General features: G+C 39.0%; 17 protein-coding genes. 3 read left to right on the top strand and 14 right to left on the bottom strand.

The window, feature by feature from the left end:
* Positions 1-3 precede the first annotated feature (3 nt).
* The 4 genes from AB204_RS10470 to AB204_RS23480 form a co-directional block, all read right to left on the bottom strand.
* Complete coding sequence (locus tag AB204_RS10470; RefSeq protein WP_047963320.1) at positions 4-882, bottom strand: hypothetical protein; 879 nt, start codon at positions 880-882, stop codon at positions 4-6.
* Positions 872-2,791 carry an AAA family ATPase gene (locus AB204_RS10475; RefSeq protein WP_047963321.1) on the bottom strand — a complete coding sequence of 640 codons (1,920 nt, stop codon included), beginning with the start codon at positions 2,789-2,791 and terminating at the stop codon, positions 872-874. The genes AB204_RS10470 and AB204_RS10475 overlap by 11 nt, the downstream gene beginning before the upstream one ends.
* Positions 2,791-3,876: a metallophosphoesterase family protein gene (locus AB204_RS10480; RefSeq protein WP_047963322.1), complete on the bottom strand. Its 1,086-nt coding sequence runs from the start codon at positions 3,874-3,876 to the stop codon at positions 2,791-2,793. The genes AB204_RS10475 and AB204_RS10480 overlap by 1 nt, the downstream gene beginning before the upstream one ends.
* Positions 3,877-3,995: 119 nt before the next feature.
* A complete protein-coding gene (locus AB204_RS23480) occupies positions 3,996-4,622 on the bottom strand; it encodes a hypothetical protein (protein WP_047963323.1) in 627 nt (208 codons plus the stop codon).
* A 665-nt stretch (positions 4,623-5,287) separates the two neighbouring features.
* Here AB204_RS23480 and AB204_RS10490 point away from each other — a divergent pair.
* Positions 5,288-6,301, top strand: a complete 1,014-nt coding sequence (locus AB204_RS10490) for a RepB family plasmid replication initiator protein (RefSeq protein ID WP_047963324.1) — start codon at positions 5,288-5,290, stop codon at positions 6,299-6,301.
* A gap of 114 nt (positions 6,302-6,415) precedes the next feature.
* Here AB204_RS10490 and AB204_RS10495 read toward each other — a convergent pair whose 3' ends face one another.
* Positions 6,416-7,054, bottom strand: a complete 639-nt coding sequence (locus AB204_RS10495; RefSeq protein WP_047963325.1) for a zinc ribbon domain-containing protein — start codon at positions 7,052-7,054, stop codon at positions 6,416-6,418.
* 466 nt (positions 7,055-7,520) lie between these two features.
* Here AB204_RS10495 and AB204_RS10500 point away from each other — a divergent pair, with 466 nt between their 5' ends.
* The gene (locus AB204_RS10500; RefSeq protein ID WP_047963326.1) at positions 7,521-7,703 is read left to right on the top strand and encodes a type II toxin-antitoxin system HicA family toxin; all 183 of its coding nucleotides are present in this window, start codon (positions 7,521-7,523) and stop codon (positions 7,701-7,703) included.
* A gap of 56 nt (positions 7,704-7,759) precedes the next feature.
* On the top strand, positions 7,760-8,167 hold the full coding sequence (locus tag AB204_RS10505) for a type II toxin-antitoxin system HicB family antitoxin (RefSeq protein ID WP_047766559.1): 408 nt from the start codon (positions 7,760-7,762) through the stop codon (positions 8,165-8,167).
* Positions 8,168-8,275: 108 nt separating this feature from the next.
* Here AB204_RS10505 and AB204_RS10510 read toward each other — a convergent pair whose 3' ends face one another.
* From AB204_RS10510 to AB204_RS10550, 9 genes are all read right to left on the bottom strand, one after another.
* Positions 8,276-8,497: a helix-turn-helix domain-containing protein gene (locus AB204_RS10510; protein ID WP_047963364.1), complete on the bottom strand. Its 222-nt coding sequence runs from the start codon at positions 8,495-8,497 to the stop codon at positions 8,276-8,278.
* Between the two features lie 81 nt (positions 8,498-8,578).
* On the bottom strand, positions 8,579-8,923 hold the full coding sequence (locus AB204_RS10515) for a hypothetical protein (RefSeq protein WP_047963327.1): 345 nt from the start codon (positions 8,921-8,923) through the stop codon (positions 8,579-8,581).
* A 1,017-nt stretch (positions 8,924-9,940) separates the two neighbouring features.
* Entirely contained in the window at positions 9,941-11,254 is a 1,314-nt protein-coding gene (locus AB204_RS10520) for a type II toxin-antitoxin system HipA family toxin (protein WP_047963328.1), read from the bottom strand.
* 3 nt (positions 11,255-11,257) lie between these two features.
* Positions 11,258-11,509 carry a helix-turn-helix domain-containing protein gene (locus tag AB204_RS10525; protein ID WP_047963329.1) on the bottom strand — a complete coding sequence of 84 codons (252 nt, stop codon included), beginning with the start codon at positions 11,507-11,509 and terminating at the stop codon, positions 11,258-11,260.
* Positions 11,510-11,805: 296 nt separating this feature from the next.
* Positions 11,806-12,897 (bottom strand): recombinase RecA, encoded by a 1,092-nt coding sequence (locus AB204_RS10530; protein WP_072061425.1) that lies wholly within the window; start codon positions 12,895-12,897, stop codon positions 11,806-11,808.
* 2 nt (positions 12,898-12,899) lie between these two features.
* Entirely contained in the window at positions 12,900-13,160 is a 261-nt protein-coding gene (locus tag AB204_RS10535) for a hypothetical protein (protein WP_047963330.1), read from the bottom strand.
* Positions 13,157-14,101: a 5'-3' exonuclease family protein gene (locus tag AB204_RS10540; protein ID WP_047963331.1), complete on the bottom strand. Its 945-nt coding sequence runs from the start codon at positions 14,099-14,101 to the stop codon at positions 13,157-13,159. The genes AB204_RS10535 and AB204_RS10540 overlap by 4 nt, the downstream gene beginning before the upstream one ends.
* 58 nt (positions 14,102-14,159) lie before the next feature.
* Positions 14,160-15,137: a hypothetical protein gene (locus AB204_RS10545; RefSeq protein WP_047963332.1), complete on the bottom strand. Its 978-nt coding sequence runs from the start codon at positions 15,135-15,137 to the stop codon at positions 14,160-14,162.
* A gap of 148 nt (positions 15,138-15,285) precedes the next feature.
* Positions 15,286-15,825, bottom strand: a complete 540-nt coding sequence (locus tag AB204_RS10550) for a hypothetical protein (RefSeq protein WP_047963333.1) — start codon at positions 15,823-15,825, stop codon at positions 15,286-15,288.
* Between the last annotated feature and the right edge of the window lie 16 nt (positions 15,826-15,841).

Genomic DNA, 15,841 nt, shown 5'->3' on the forward strand with positions numbered 1-15,841 from the left:
TAACTAAAAAGAGCCAAATTCAAACGCTCTACCGTTAACAGCAATACTCACAATTCCGTCATCAATGCTTATTTCTGATACCTTAGCTATTTCGATTTTTGTAGTTTCAGGTGATTTTGTGACTGAACTAAATGAACTAAATTTTTCAGAATTAAATTGTTCTGACAAAGTGTAGTTTCGTGACAAAGCAGCAATTGCGTTTAGATCCTGAGTGAGTTTAGAACAATCATGCTTTACCTCTACTTTAAACACGAAGTCACCACACGTTACCCCGTAAATATTGTCTGTATGGCTTGTACATCGTTTTTTTGAAACTGATAGCCCACTGGTATCACCAGACTCAAAAAAGTTTCTCTTGAGTGTTTCTGTGAGTTTTTCAATAGCAGCGTGATAGTGAGTTGCCATACGTAGTGTTGCGTTTAAATCAACGTGATTGATCTCCTCAATCAAAACACGTCGGTTTTCTTGAATATCTTTGCCGTCGCAGTCAGTCAGGATCGGCATGATGATATATTCGCTTTTTCCATCAAGCACCGTGTTAACACGGTGGAAATGAACCATTAAAGGTTCTTTCCCCTCTAACATTTTCATCGACAACCAACTATCAATTTTTTCAATAGCTGCGGACGACATAACTTTTTGCAGTAACGGCTTGGACGTACGCCATTTGTCAGGAGTAATAGCAAAACTGCCTGTGGCGTCTGATTTTTCAAACTCCATTCCAGACTCAGCTACACATAAATTTTCATCAATTGAATGAGAGTAAGCTAAAACCGGAATCCCTTTCACGTTCATTAAGTTGTAGACTCGGCTTAGATTGATTGCATCAGAAACAGCTATCGCCGAAGCAATAGCAGATTCAAGAGGTAACTTAGTTGACATAAGAACGACCGCCTTTTGATTCGACAGTGATTGTTTCCCTGAACCATGATTTCATTTCCTTGTGGGAAATAATCATCACTGTGCCACGCTCACGAGCCTTAACCTCAAGAATTGCCATCAAGCGCTCCAGACCTGCTACATCCAGTGCATCATCAATTTCATCACCGATGAATAATTGAATGTTCTTAGTTGCACGGTTGGCAACCAGATCTTGTAGTGCTAATGCGGTAGCAATACGGACTTTACGTTTTTCACCGCCAGATAAACCGGCAAAAGACTTAGATGCACCTTCTTTAGAAACCGCGATATTAAACTTGTCCTTAACTTCACCTTTTTTGGTGGTTTCCATCGTAGACCAGACCGCTTCGATAGAACCGTCAGATAACGTATTGAGATATTCCGCAGTGCGAGAATTTAAGAAAGGCGTAACATTAGACAGAATATGACTTCTGACACCGGACGGAGAGAATACTTTCCGTGCATGTTCTAACAAAGTACATTCACCATCTAAAACTACTTTGTTCTCTTTTAAAATCTTTAAATTATCTTTTAGGAGCAAGGCTTCTTTTTTGGTCTTTTCAATGAGTCCGGTGAATGGGTTAATTTCAGCTTCAATCACTTTTAATTTATCAATTTCTGCCTTGTAATAAATTTCTGCGGTTTTCTCATTAGTGGTTGATTTCTCAACATAGGCTCGTTGTTTTTGAAGATTAGCAATGCTTTCCATTTGAACATCAATGTTCGGGCGTGAAGTTCTTAAGATTGTCAGCTTTTCTTCTGCTTTTGTAAGCTGTTCAGTGATTTTATTAATCTCCGGAATAAGCTCAACAGTAATGGTCGTCATATCTGTTCTAGCCTTATCAACATGACCTTTTTTGACAGTTTCCAAATTGCTTTCACAGTAAGGTTTACCACATTCAGAACATGGCACACCGACTTTAGCCACAACTTCCGTGGCATTGGTCATAGCTCGTTTAGCTTGTGCTTTTAGGCGATCTATTTCATTCTGTTTTATCATCTGCATTGAACGAGTTTTCGCAATTGCAGACTCAAGCTCACTGACCTTATGATCATGTTCTGTGACACCTGAAATTTCGGTACGAATGTCGGTAATTTTTTCATCGATTGACTCGAGTGATGGGTTATCTCTACTGGACAACTGTAATTCGGCCAGATTAATTTCAGCCAATTCAATGGATTTTTTTACCTCTGTAATACGTACCTTACGTTGCGATTCCCATTTGGCAGCAGAGTGTTCAGTTTCCTCAGACGTTTCGAGGGCACTGATAAATGCACGGTCAGCAACAGTAATTTTCCCATCAACACCATCACGTTCAGCAAGTTTTGCATTGTGCCTCTCACGAGCAATCTCATACGAGTAGGTAAGACGATCAACCCCCGCAGCTTCTTCAACAATAGCTTTCAGATTCTTGTCGGTCATGCCCGGTAAATCAGGCATGTTTTCCTGACTGGCATAGATTGAAGCCAGAAATACCTCTTTGGAAGCGCCTATCAGCTTTTCGATAAACTCCTGAGTGAGCTTGTCAGTACCTTTTGTCAGGTCACCATCTTCACAAGACACCATTAAGCGGTTCTTATTGGTAGTATGAGCACGGTGGCGCATTATGGAATAACGTTTGCTGTCTTCATCTTCAATTACGATAGAAACTCGGCAATTCTTTTCAAATCCTGTGCTTAACACATCATCAGCTTTCAGCCCATTAGCTGTTTCACCGTAAATCCCCCAACATAAGGCATTCATTAGAGTGGATTTGCCTGAACCATTACTGTTTGCTGAGGTATCGTCAGTATTTTTACCTTGAATTAAAATTAAACCACGGTCATTCAGTTCAACTTCTGCTTCTGCAATCCTCATAAAGTTTTCAACAGTCATTTTGATGAATTTCATTATTCTTTTCCCTCTGCTTGGGATAACACGTCCTCACACACCGCTGTCAGTTTTGTCACATCAATAGAGGTATCTGATTTCCCTATAAGTACACAGTAATTGCCGACAGATTCTTTAAGGCTATCTATCTTGGCTGTTCCTGCTGTAGCAGTACCAACACTTACCAGAGAGGCTTCTTTCGTAAAATTACGAGTAATACCACTTGCTCCTAGCAGCTTTGCCATTTCTTCTAACTTCTTGCCGTGTTCATCATCTTTGATGACAGCGCGAATTCGGACGTAATTGCCTTTCACCATTTCAGGAGTAAGTTCGTTATCCAATTCAAGGAAAATAGGGGCTTTAGTTGCATGTTGGCTATATGTTCCATCTTGATTAATCAGCATATAGCCAGCGGTAGTGCCGATATCTCCCCAGTTTTGATGGGTCAGTGCCCCAACCGAAATAACACCGGGAATAACTTCTTTGTGGTTGTGATAATGACCAGAAAGAACATAGCGAAAACCCAAACCGTTAAACTCTTCTGCCTCCATACCTACATCTGGCATGCCGGGGATCGCTTTGTTAATTGAGGTATGAATAATCAGATCATTTGGAACTGATATATCAATGGTTTTCGCCAGTTCTTTGACTGTATTCAGTAATGATCTATGGTCGCTATACCAGCTAATCATGTGAACCTTTACACCATCAAGATCAAATGATTGTGGTGTTTTAGAACAGACAATATTAGCGCCTATTTTGGAAAACGAAGCCGAAGCATTTGCTGAAAATACAGAATCATTAGTTTCTAAATCATGATTGCCAGCAAGGATGTACACTGGTAAACCGAGCGTATTGATGATCTTGTTATACAGTTCTGATGTGAAATGAAGAACTGTAGGCGCAATGGAGCCACGAACGTGAAAAACATCACCTGCATGAAATAACGCTTTTGCACCAGCCTCTTTTGCTGCGACAGCTGCTTCCCAAGTAGCATCCAATTGAATTTTTAGGCGAGAGTTCATTCCATTGTGTGAAGTGGTCGCAAAGGCATCCCAAACATGGTAATGCGTGTCAGATATTAATCCGTATAGCGCTTTTTTCATTTATCTTTACCTTTATGTAAGTATTCATATACATATTGAAATTAGGATAATAACAGAATAGAAAAGGCAAAGAAGAAAGAAAATAAGGCGCTATAGGTGTTACGCGCCTTTAGAGAGGATTACTGGTTGTGATGCCATGATAGATTAATCACGTTCGATTGTATGGCTTCAGGTGGATCACCGAGTTTCCTATCTATCTCATCGATAAGTGAATGACTAACTTTTTCAATATAGATAGCGGTTAATTTGGAATCAGGTTTTAAAAAGTGGCCGTAGGACTTCTGAATAACAGTTTTCACTTCATCGATAGATTTGCCTCCCATAGCAAGATGGTTGAATTGAGCGTGTATCTCAAGCATTTTATCGATAGAACCTGAAACAACGCTACGTACCATTCCAAACCGGAGGATTTCACCTGTTTTAGAGTCAGTCAGCGCAATAACTTTTCCTTTTACTAATCTTTCTTGCCATGTTGTGCCCGCTCTTAGAGTGTTAAAAATAGGGAACTCTAAGCCAACGTAGGGCGTTCTGAATGAGATAGATGGTACGAATCTGGCACAAGTACGTATAGTGGCTTCTGCATGGCTCTCAGTGAGTTTTAGAGCACGTTGAATAGGGCAGTTAGATATGATGGAACAAATTTGGCATAGATGGTTATTGCGGGATCGCAGGGATTTCGGTTCGATGGTATAGACACCTGTTTCCAATCGTCTGACCCTTTTCTGTTTTTGTTTATGATCGGTCATTAATTTGTCTTATTTACTGCTTGTCAGATTATGCGGTAAATCATATCTGAAAAAATGAAGTTGTGTTGCTTTACCTGTTTTTATTCTCAGATATGTGTATTTATAATTAATTATTTAACAAATAGTTAGATGTAAAAGAGTAGTCAAAAGCTAAGTTACTCATATTTTCCACAGGATAGATCTAATAATAAGACCCTAAGAGATCTATATAAGATCAATATAGATCCCCGTAGCTGGAATCCCGCATCATATAAGGCTTGAGAGTGGATCTGCGACCACTATAAAGAGTATTTAGACCACTAACATGAGCTTTTATGACTACTATGGAGAGTAAACAAACCACTGTAGAAAGAAACTACGACTACTATGGAGAGTAAAGGAAGATTCTATCCACAAGGAGATTGATTGGGCTTTTTTACATATCAACAGGTTAGATCCTAATAAGTAAGTACCAAAGAGTTCTATAAGTACATAGAGATTCATTTTCTTATTTTCTTTTGTATATCAAATAGATTAATCATTTCATGACCACTATGAACAGTAAAATGACTACTATGAAGAGTAAATAAACCACTATAGAATGTGACATGACCACTATCGACAATAATAATAGACTACTATGATGAGTAAACGAGCCTAATTAATTCAATTGAGAGGGGACTGTTTTGCCTGAAAATACCTTATTTGACGAGGAATTAATTCAAGCTTTTTCAGAGGTGAGAAAAGAAACAGGTGAATTAGTCACGTTAATGCCAAACACAAACAATACAGTGCAGCCAGTGGCTTTAATGCGCCTCGGATTGTTTGTACCAACCCTTAAATCGACGAATCGTAGTAAACGTAACCTGATGGCCTCAATGGATGCAACTGATGAATTGAAGCAATTATCGCTGGCTAAATCTGAGGGTTATACGAATATCAAGATAACTGGCGAACGTCTTGATATGGATAATGATTTCAAAACGTGGGTAGGTGTGATCCATTCATTTGCCAAGCACAAAGTCATTGGTGACAAGGTCACGTTGAAGTTTGTCGATTTTATCAAGTTATGCGGTATTCCCTCATCCCGCTCATCAAAGAGATTACGTGAAAGACTGGATGAATCTTTGCGGCGTATTGTCTCTACAACTCTCTCGTTTACGAGTGATACAAAGGCGTATCACTCCCATCTGGTTCAGTCAGCCTACTACGACATGCAGAAAGATACGGTGACGTTACAAGCCGACCCAAAAATTTTTGAGTTGTACCAGTTCGACCACAAAGTTTTATTGCAGCTACGAGCCATTAATGAATTATCGCGTAAAGAGAGCGCTCAGGCGCTTTATACGTTCATTGAGAGTTTGCCATCAAATCCAGCTCCGGTATCGCTAGCAAGGCTTAGAGCGCGGTTAAATTTGAAATCTCGTGTCAATACGCAGAATGCTACTGTTCGTCGGGCTATGGAGCAGTTGAAAGAAATTGGGTATCTAGACTTTACCGAAACTAAGAAAGGGAACTCGGTTTACTTCATGATCCACGAGCGGACGCCTAAGCTCAAAAAAACCAAGGTTATCAAAACAGTTGGGAAACGAAAGACCACTAAAGAGAGTAAAGCCTCTAAAGGAAGTGATGATACTATCCTTGCCGAACTGACTAGGGAAGAGTTGGAGTTACTAGAAAAAATAAGAAAATCAAAGTGATATCTGGATTAAGACCACTATAGAAAGTAAACATCTAACGACCACTATAGTGAGAAGTTAACTCTTTATAGTGGTCTTTTTTATGTTACTTGGGTTTGGATTAGGGTATTAGAATTATTCTTCTATATTTGGCAAAACAGTAGGGTCGAAGATAATTCTATGCTGCGATGGATTTCTAGCGCATATTAGCAGATGCTGTCGATGTTCTTTAGAGCCTATCATACGCAGTTTCATTTCAGATTTACACCACGGGCAATCACAAGTTATTTTAGTTAAGTAAATGTTTTCTTTTAAACCAATTTCCAGATTTTGCAGACCGAGAAGATGTTGGAACTTAAATCGGTTAATGAGTAACCCCATAAGCAAAATAGGTAGAGAGAATACTAAAGCTATGAGCGCGATTGAGTGTAAATAGTAGTTTCCTGTAAGGAATGGTAAGAAAATTCCAGCTATACTAGCAAGACTTCCCCAAGTACCTAGCTTTAAAAAAGTTGAACGTTTTGCCAGTTTACCTTCTTTTGACCAAGGAAGTTTTACGAAAGAACGCTGGATATTTAGAGTAGAAGGGTCGATATTATTCGAATTTGTATAACTGTCACCTACATGGATAACATTATCTTTTATCTCGGAGTTAAGGGCATTAAAACTATTATCACCAAAGACGATAGAGGTGCCTCCTCTCGTTTTACCGCATGTTGAGCAAAAATTATCATTTTCCGCGATTTCCTTTCCACAAGCTGTACAAAATACCAACGTAACCTCCTAATTATATGATGCTACCTAGTAATGGACTTTAATGTGCAAGAGGCTCACAGGTAAGTGAGTATAATATATATACTGTATTTTTATGCTACGTGCTTTAGTTTTTATAATAAATTTAACAATCAGTTGGTAAATTTATTTGTGAAGAAATGCATTAAAGCAGTCTGCTAAACTCCTTCTGTAAGGATACCAATTCAATTAATAGTGACGGCGTAACTTTTTGTGTTCTCTTACTAGTATTCACTAGACCACTATAGGAAGAAGTAAATCACTCTTTATAGTAGTCATGTTTCTTATAAATAACGTCCATAGTTTTTGCACTACATTACTCATTACTGTGATGTTGGGTGGTGTATTTCCTTAATAATTATCAGGAGGTGTTGATAGTGGGTATTGGTGTTGACGGTGGGTATTAAATGAAGTAAAATTACTCTGATTTTTGCAAATGAGGAGAAAAATGAGTAGCGATGATTTAATTAAGAAAATTAAAGCGAACGGCTGGACATTGGTTAGGATCAATGGATCTCACCATGTTTTCGAGAAATCAGGAGAACCCTTGCCGTTAGTAATTCCTCACCCGCGTAAAGATATTGCGGTAGGAACGCTAAACAAATTACTAAAACAAGCAAAACTGAAATAACAATGAAGTTAAGCGGCCGTTTATGGTCGCTTATCCTGACTTAAAATGAGGTAACTATGAGATACCCAATATATTTACATCAGGCTGATGACGGTTCATTTTCCGGCTTCGTTCCAGACGTAATTGGTTGTTACTTCGCTGGTGATACTATAGACGATGCAATTTCTGATGCTACAAATGCTTTAGATACTTACTTTGAATATATGAGTGAGAATGGTAACACCCCTGTAGAGGCAAAAACTGTAGCTGAACACCTGAATGATGACGATTGTCAAGGTGGAATCTGGGCTTATGTCGATATAGATCTAACTAAATACGAAGGGAAAACGACTAAATTAAACATCACACTACCACAATTTCTGTTGGTAAGAATTGATGACTATGTAAACTCACATCGTGAGTACCACAGCCGTAGCGGATTCTTTGCCGAATTAGCTAGGCGTGAACTAGCGAAACACTCGTAACTCAAAATATCCTCTTTGCAAAATCAGAAAATCCCGCCTTATGTGCGGGTTTTTTCTGTTATTAATAGATGGTACTACGCACTATAAATGAATGACCACTATATGTAGCTACTTGAGCGTCGAAAGTAATGGATCATGATCAGCATTTTCCATTCGAGCAATAGAAGGTTGTTGAACACCTATAATGGCAGCCAGTTCCGCTTGTGACATGTCTAGTTCATCACGTAACTGACTAAGGGCTAATTTGATGCTAGCCAGTTCAATGCGCTTTTCAACATGAGCCTGCATTTCTGGACTTTCTTTTGCTAATAATTCTATGTAATTAGCCATAATTATTTCTCCAACTTGTCCAAATGATGACGGTACTCGAAATCAGCTTGTCTGATCGTTTCCTTCTATGAAATGGAGTTTTTACTCATCATCATCTTCTTCAATGTCTTCTTCCTTTTTACTATCTGCATTTATATACAAAAAGGAATTTTGAAAAATTATATAGCCTTCCGGTTTCGCTACACTGTGATCACTGAGTACGTTGATTACAGAAATTGGGAAGTCTACAGTATGGTCATCCTTTCCTAGATAATCTGCCCAACGGCTAAAAATTTCTTTTATAAAGAATGCCTTAGTTATTTTTCCGCCATCTTTTTCAAACCAATGGAGAATCTTGAAAAGAGGAATGTAAGTTGATCCTTTGTGATAAATTTCAGCTAAATGTGTAGTAATTTCATGTTCAATTCTTGGGTTAGTTTTTTTCATAATTATTATCCTTATTTAAAGTTAATCTTTGTACTTGCCTTAATATTATAGAATATATAATATCATAAAATCTATAAAGTTATAATGTATATAATATCATTATATTTTATAAAATGATAAAAACTTGATATTTTTCAATTTATTATGTTTGATTTTGTTTTTTGAAAGTGCTGGATGTGATGAAGGAGCATGAGCACTATAGAGAGTAGCTTTTTGAGAGGTCGATAAGAGGATTGCCGTTGCAATTAGCCTGTACTGCGTCGGTTAGTTGTTTAAAAATCTTTTTTAAAGACAAGTTGTTGGTGAAATTTTACTAATAGATGCAATTAGGAAAGCTATAGATTCATCAGAGTCTATTTCTATCCCGATGATTATCGTTGAAGCTAAGAATGAAATAGCCAAAAGCTATATACAAATATTGGCTTTGAGGAGTTTCCGAGAACGAAGAATAAACTGTTTATGCCTATGGCTTCTGTTGTAGAAATGATAAAGATAGTGGATGAAGAGTAAGCCTCAGAACTCATTGGTGGGCTTTGAAGGCTGCTTAACGTGGCCTTTTGCATGTTTATTTAATTGGATAATCATCAGTTTTAACTCGCATCCTTTTAGCCGATGAGGTTATCAGTCTAGCCATCTCTGATTTGATGTGAGGCCAACAGATGAACATCCACAACCAGCATTTCAAAAATGGGTGACGGATGTTGTGCCGTAACATAGATTCGAGCATTAAACCAGTTCCGCCAATGTAAAGCATGAGTAGTACAATAATTGTGTGATTCATAATATCTTTATGTATGTATTTTAATACGTACTATAGTGGTTTGTCTTATAAGAGTAAAGATAGAAACAATCACATTATCTAATTTTTATCATTAAGATAATGTGATTGTTTAATTGCTGATGATATTTTGCCAAAATGAAAAAGGCACTCAATAAAGTGCCTTTAAAATTAACTAGATATGCTGTTCAAGATTATTGCTAAGGTCATTGATATGATGAGTAGGTAAGTTATGTGAGCTATCCTAGTATTGCTTTGAGGAGCTTAATTGCCTGTTTTTCAATTCCTTTAAATATGGCATCACTGATGTGTGTAGGGAAATTATCAGGTAGTTGCGCCGAAACTTTCTGGATAACGTCAGGTGTTTGTTGCCCTATCTCTGTTAAGAATTTTTTTGCTAGCTCTGGAGAAATACCAACATGATCAGCAGTATTCAGAAAATGACGCGGTAGAATTTTAGCCCAATGATATTGACGATTTTTCCCTTGTAGAGCCATCGCCATTTTAGCTTTTTGTTGTGGAATTCCTTTAGGATGAAACAGAGGATAGGCTGATATGATATCGTATAAAGGAGTCATGGTAAAAGATGACCCTGCGTCAATAAAGAGACTAAAATTCTTAGCATGACCATCAATCGCAGCCAATAGCCAAAATAGAATTTGAGTACGAAAAAATGTTTCTCTATCCAGTGTTGATTGTCGAGAACTAATAAGTAATTTCATTATATCTGAAATACTCGGCCCTCCATCAGACTCATATTTTTGTGCGGAAGATACCCCTAAAGCCTGACACATATCTTCCTGTGGTAGACGCATTAGCCAAGAACCGTCATTAGACCATCGTCGGTCGAAACGCCGTACTATTAATACTTTTTTATTACCAAATGTTGCTAACTCAGCATCTGCTACTGGAAAACCAAATTCTTTGGCAATTTTCAAACATAACCATTCGTTTTCGCAGCTTTCACTTAGGTCTATATTATTTTGTTCTATTCTTCCTATTGGAAGTTTAAAAATATGGCTGGTTGGTGTACTACCGATAGGGCGTTGCCAGCGTTCCTGATACCATAATAAGGCTGTTTTCTCTTGTGCGCCAGCTAGAGAAATTCTGAAATCAGTGTCATTATTCATCCCTAAAGGGGCTGTTCTATAATCATCAATTAACTGAATTATATCCCCTTCACTAAGTGGTTCTGCATGTATTTCTCTTACGGGAGGAATTTTTGAATCTTCTGGATAAAGCTGAATTGCTCCAATGCAATCGCGTCCAACACTAGCCAACAGGTCAAACGGATGGGAAGTAGCTATTTTAAATTTTGCCTGCATACGTGCAAGTATAATGCTTGAATCAGGTAATAAGTTGCTGAAAAAATTGAATACTTCACGTCCGGTATATTTATGAGAGGTCAGGGGTAAGGAGAATGATATAGCTCGCGAACCAACGGTTTTAATCCATGACTTTTTGTACTGAAAAGACATTGCTCCACTGGTATCACGGAATAAAATGCCCACTTCTGTACCGTTCATTGCAACAGTTAAGTGCTGGCTTTTCATTTATCACCACTCCTCAGTCCAACCATTATTTGTATCCTTATCTGGATTACGCTCAGTAATAACTAGTTGTAGTTCTAATGCAGATAACAATTTAAACAATGTCTCAACTTTGCATTTTTCTGGATCATTCTCGAAAGCAGATACTGTACTCTGTTTCATTCCTACAAGTTCAGCGGCATTCTTTTGCGTGAACTTCATTTCCTTGCGTTTATCTCTAATTGCCACCGCAAGTGTTTTAGGTGATGTGATCTTCATAAATATCCTCCAAAGGACAAAAAATAATTATCCTCTACAGGGGATAATTCAATAATATCCTCTACAGGGGATAATTCAATAATATCCTCTACAGGGGATAATTCAATAATATCCTCTATAGAGGATAATTGCAATATAACTCAATTAGAAAACACTAACCGTAAGATATTTATGTTGTTTACTTAATTAGTTATTTTTTGATTTTTCTAATTTTTAAAAATAATTAATTTGTATCTAGTTGATAAAAATATAGAATGGGAAGTAGGAAGGGCGCATAGCACCCTCGTTGATATGTATTATTCTTCCTCGTTATCTTCCAACTCACCACCATCCATTGCGGCATCTGCAATCTCTGCATTTTCAGTATGCCACTTTTCAAGCAGCTCAATGATTTTCTCTGTAGGGAGCTTCTTGAAGTTTTCGACAACTTCTTTACGTGAATAGGCTTTTTCACCCAAGAGAATACGACCGGATGCATTCTTTTGTAGATAACCGATATTCAGCATGTGCTCAACTAAAGATTCGGTTGAGTCGATACCAATATCGGTATCGTAATAGAAACTCCACGATGCGGTTTTAAAAGGTGGGGCCACTTTATTTTTAATGACTTTTGCCGTTACAACGTCACCGATACGTTCAGCCCCATCTTTAATTTGAGCTTTGGATAGCTGGATACGAACGGAGGCGTAAAAGCCCGGAGCCTTACCGCCCGGTGCTTTTGTATTATCACCAAAAGTGACACCTAAATCTAAGCGACATTGGTTCAAAAAGATCATGCATACGTTATACTTACTCGCCCATTGCGCGAGAGCAGGGAAGTGTGAAGACGTGCAACGAGCTAATGCAGTATTGTCGTTCATGTTCAGGTTATCTTTATCTTTGCCTTTACCAGAAGCCTTATTTTCGAACTTCTGGAAGATCTGATTCGGCACCATTGATGCCAGTGAATCGTACACTAGAACAATAGGGGATTCTGGCTGAATAACTTTGCTGTCACGCATTGCTTTGACAATTGAGGCAGCGTATTCAATCGATTCCTCAAACGTCTCCGGCTGTTGGTAAATCCAATTTCCATCATCACCTACATTAAGGCCGCATTTTTCCGCCAGCAGGGAATCAAAGCTCTTTTCATGATCCATAAAAATAGCAACTCCACCTGCTTGTTGACCGGCTTTCATTGCTTGGGTTGCAATATAGGTTTTGCCGCTGGACTCCCAACCAAAGATCTCAATGATGCGGCCACATGGGAAACCGCCACTGTATTTGCCTGAAACAGCTTTATTCAGATGAGGCAAACCAGTATCGAGCCACACATTGACGTGTTGCTGTTTAGCGTTAGATTTAACAGTGTTTTTAAAGAATTTTTTTAATGCGTCGTTCTTTGCCATAATTACGCTTTCTCCAACGGGTAAACAGTTTTTAATACGTCAATTTCAATAATGGTCTGACTCAAATGTTTGCAGACACGGTTATAGATGGTTAGGCAGTGCCCGTATACGATTTCCAACTCACGCTCGGTTACACTGATTTCGCTATTTGCCAGAATGGAACGAACACGACCCAAGCCATCACGACCGTATAGGTTGATAATTTCCTTCGCTAAGTCGGTTGGAGTGATTTTTAGGTCTTTGGTTATTAGTGAAGTGATCATACGGCTCCACCTTTCAGTCCATACCGTTCAAATGGGGTAAGAAACACTTCTAAATCGTCTAGGATTGATTGGAAATTTAACTTGAGCAGTAATTGATGTAGTTTCTCAGGATCGTAATCCATCGGGATTTGTCGGATAGTATCTGGCTTTAATGGACAGCCACGCAGCATCATTAGCTTGAGGTTGCGCTTGAAGATATCCATCATGCCAAGACCCTGCTTTTCGTTAAATTCGTTGTGTGACAGCTTCTCAAACGATTTACGAGCACGGTTCTTCATAAGTTCTTCACCAGCTAGGACGATGTGGCGAATTTCGGCTACAGAACCATATTCAGCCATAAACTCTTTTGCTCCTTTCTCACCAATTCCACCAACTCCAGGTATGGTGTCTGAGTTATCGCCATGAAGAGCTTTCCCTTGAACGAAAGCAAGTGGAGTGTGATAACCGGTGTCTTCAAAGAATTTTTCAAGGCGCAGGATTTTATCGTCACGCTGATTGATATAAGACACGTTTTCATCAACCAATTGCTTCCAATCACCGTCACCGGTCAGAAGATAAATGTGATCATATTTGAGTTTTTCAGTGTTAACCAGAAGACCTGCTAAATCGTCAGCTTCACCATCTTCTGCAATAAACTGTTCAACGCCTAAGTATGAAAATGCTTCCTGAATGAGAGGTCGTTGCTGCTTAAATTTCTCTTTCATTGCTTCCATGTCTGGGTTCGGATCTCGTGTTTTGTATTGTGGAAACAATGCCTCACGCTTTAGCGGTTTTCCGTCCCAAAGAACAATAACGCGGGCTTTTTTGATAGAGGCGATACGTTTTACAGATCGTAGCGTATTGAAGATAGCTTGTACCTCCATATCGCCAACTTTCAATGTCGCTGCTGATTGCTGGTGATAGTAGCCTTGACTGTGTGCATCAACTAATAAAAGGTTCATAGTTTCTCCTAATGATAAGGGCGCACGAATGCGCCCTTGTTCACAACCAAAGTTACAATTACAGACCTTCTAACTGTGCCATCATGTCAGCCAGCTCATCACCGCCTAATGCTTCGGATGATGCAGGAGCAACGTGAGCAGTTGGTGTTTCCGTAACGGTTGATACACTTGCAACACCAGTGAACTCAGCAGCTACAGCTTCCTGAGCAGCTTCTTTGGCAGCGTTACCAGTTGTACCAGTGGTTGAACCTGTACCAGCAGCAAGACTTGAGAAGCCCGGCAATGCTGTTCCAGTTGTACCAGTGGCAGGGAGAGCCATAGTTGAGCTAATAGCGACTGAAACACCAGTTAGTGTTCCGATTGCTTTACCAGCAATTGCCAGTTTATTAGCATCATTCAAACCGTTGGCGAAGTTTTCGAGATTGTGTATGGAAGAAAGCAATTTAGTTGGAACGGCAGCTTTGCCATCTTTACGTACCGGTGACACGGTGTATTGAGTATCACGACCAGCACCAGTGCGTTCGATTTTAAAGCAGTAACCTTTTTCGATATCTAAAGGTTCGCCAATTTCATCGGACATATCTTCCTCAATGGATTTAAGAACGTCTTCAAACACGGTTTGAGGGAGTTCAACCAATTGAGTTTTTTCGGCCAGATTGATATCTGGTGTAGCTGTTAATGCACCGTTGATAATGTAACGTTGGCTTGAACGAATTTCGGAGATCAAGTCTTCCATGCTGGAGTTGCCTTTATGGACTGCTTTTGCTTCCATAATTGCTTCACATAACTCACATGATTCACCGTATGTTGCTGTCTTACAGACAGAAGCGACTGTTTTCTCTTTACCAGCCTCTTTGGTTTTAACAAAGTGCATACCGAATGGCTGATAAAAGACTGCGTTTGGATTTTCTACATTAGGGAAAATGCGAAGATACTGGACACCACTTTGTAACTTGGCAATATCGACACCACGGCTTGCGCGTTTTGACGCTAGCTCTTTACGTTTACCTTTGATTAGCTCTAACAATGTAGACATATCTGTTTCCTTAATTTGTTTTGTTTATTGGCTTGTGTGCTTAGGTAGTTAATTAATTTGGTAAGTTAATTAATGTTCCTGCTTATTAAGATCGAATAAATAATAAATCAGTAAATACATACATTAAAGCTGTTTTTTAAGGGGCTTTTCATTTCTTTCCGGCAAACGCTCCGGCATTCAGATATTCGTAATCCAGCGTGGCTTTCTTTGAGGCTTGTACAATCATGTCTCTGCGGTGGCGAAAGGCTTCTGTGGCGGCTTTAAAGAGATCTGCTAACTCTTTATTGTGGTTGTAGTTGTGTCGAGTAGAGACGAGAGCACGGGTAATCGTAATAACCTTTTCCGGCAATTCTTCGATAAAGGACGTCTTGAGATTTAATTCAGCTTCTTCACCGGAATAATGGCGCTCTATCTGGCTTACCATTGCATCTATAGCCGACTCGGAACTCTTTGTGCCGTTCATACTACGTGCCGATCTGACGATGTTATAAATAGCAGCTTCAAGCCCCTCGATACGTTGCTTTTCTTCTAAACAAATACGCTCGGCATCAGCTTGTTTGGCGGCATATTTCATCATTAAAAGGGGCTGTGTTGACCAGACTGTATCGAGGTCTGTCAGGTCTGTTTTAAGGTCTTTTTCTATCTGATCAATGATAGTTTCTTTGATACTTTGATTTGATTCTGTCATATGATAAAGCCTAATA

Origin of the sequence: Xenorhabdus khoisanae, assembly GCF_001037465.1 — a bacterium.
In the GTDB taxonomy this organism is placed as follows: Bacteria; Pseudomonadota; Gammaproteobacteria; order Enterobacterales; family Enterobacteriaceae; genus Xenorhabdus; species Xenorhabdus khoisanae.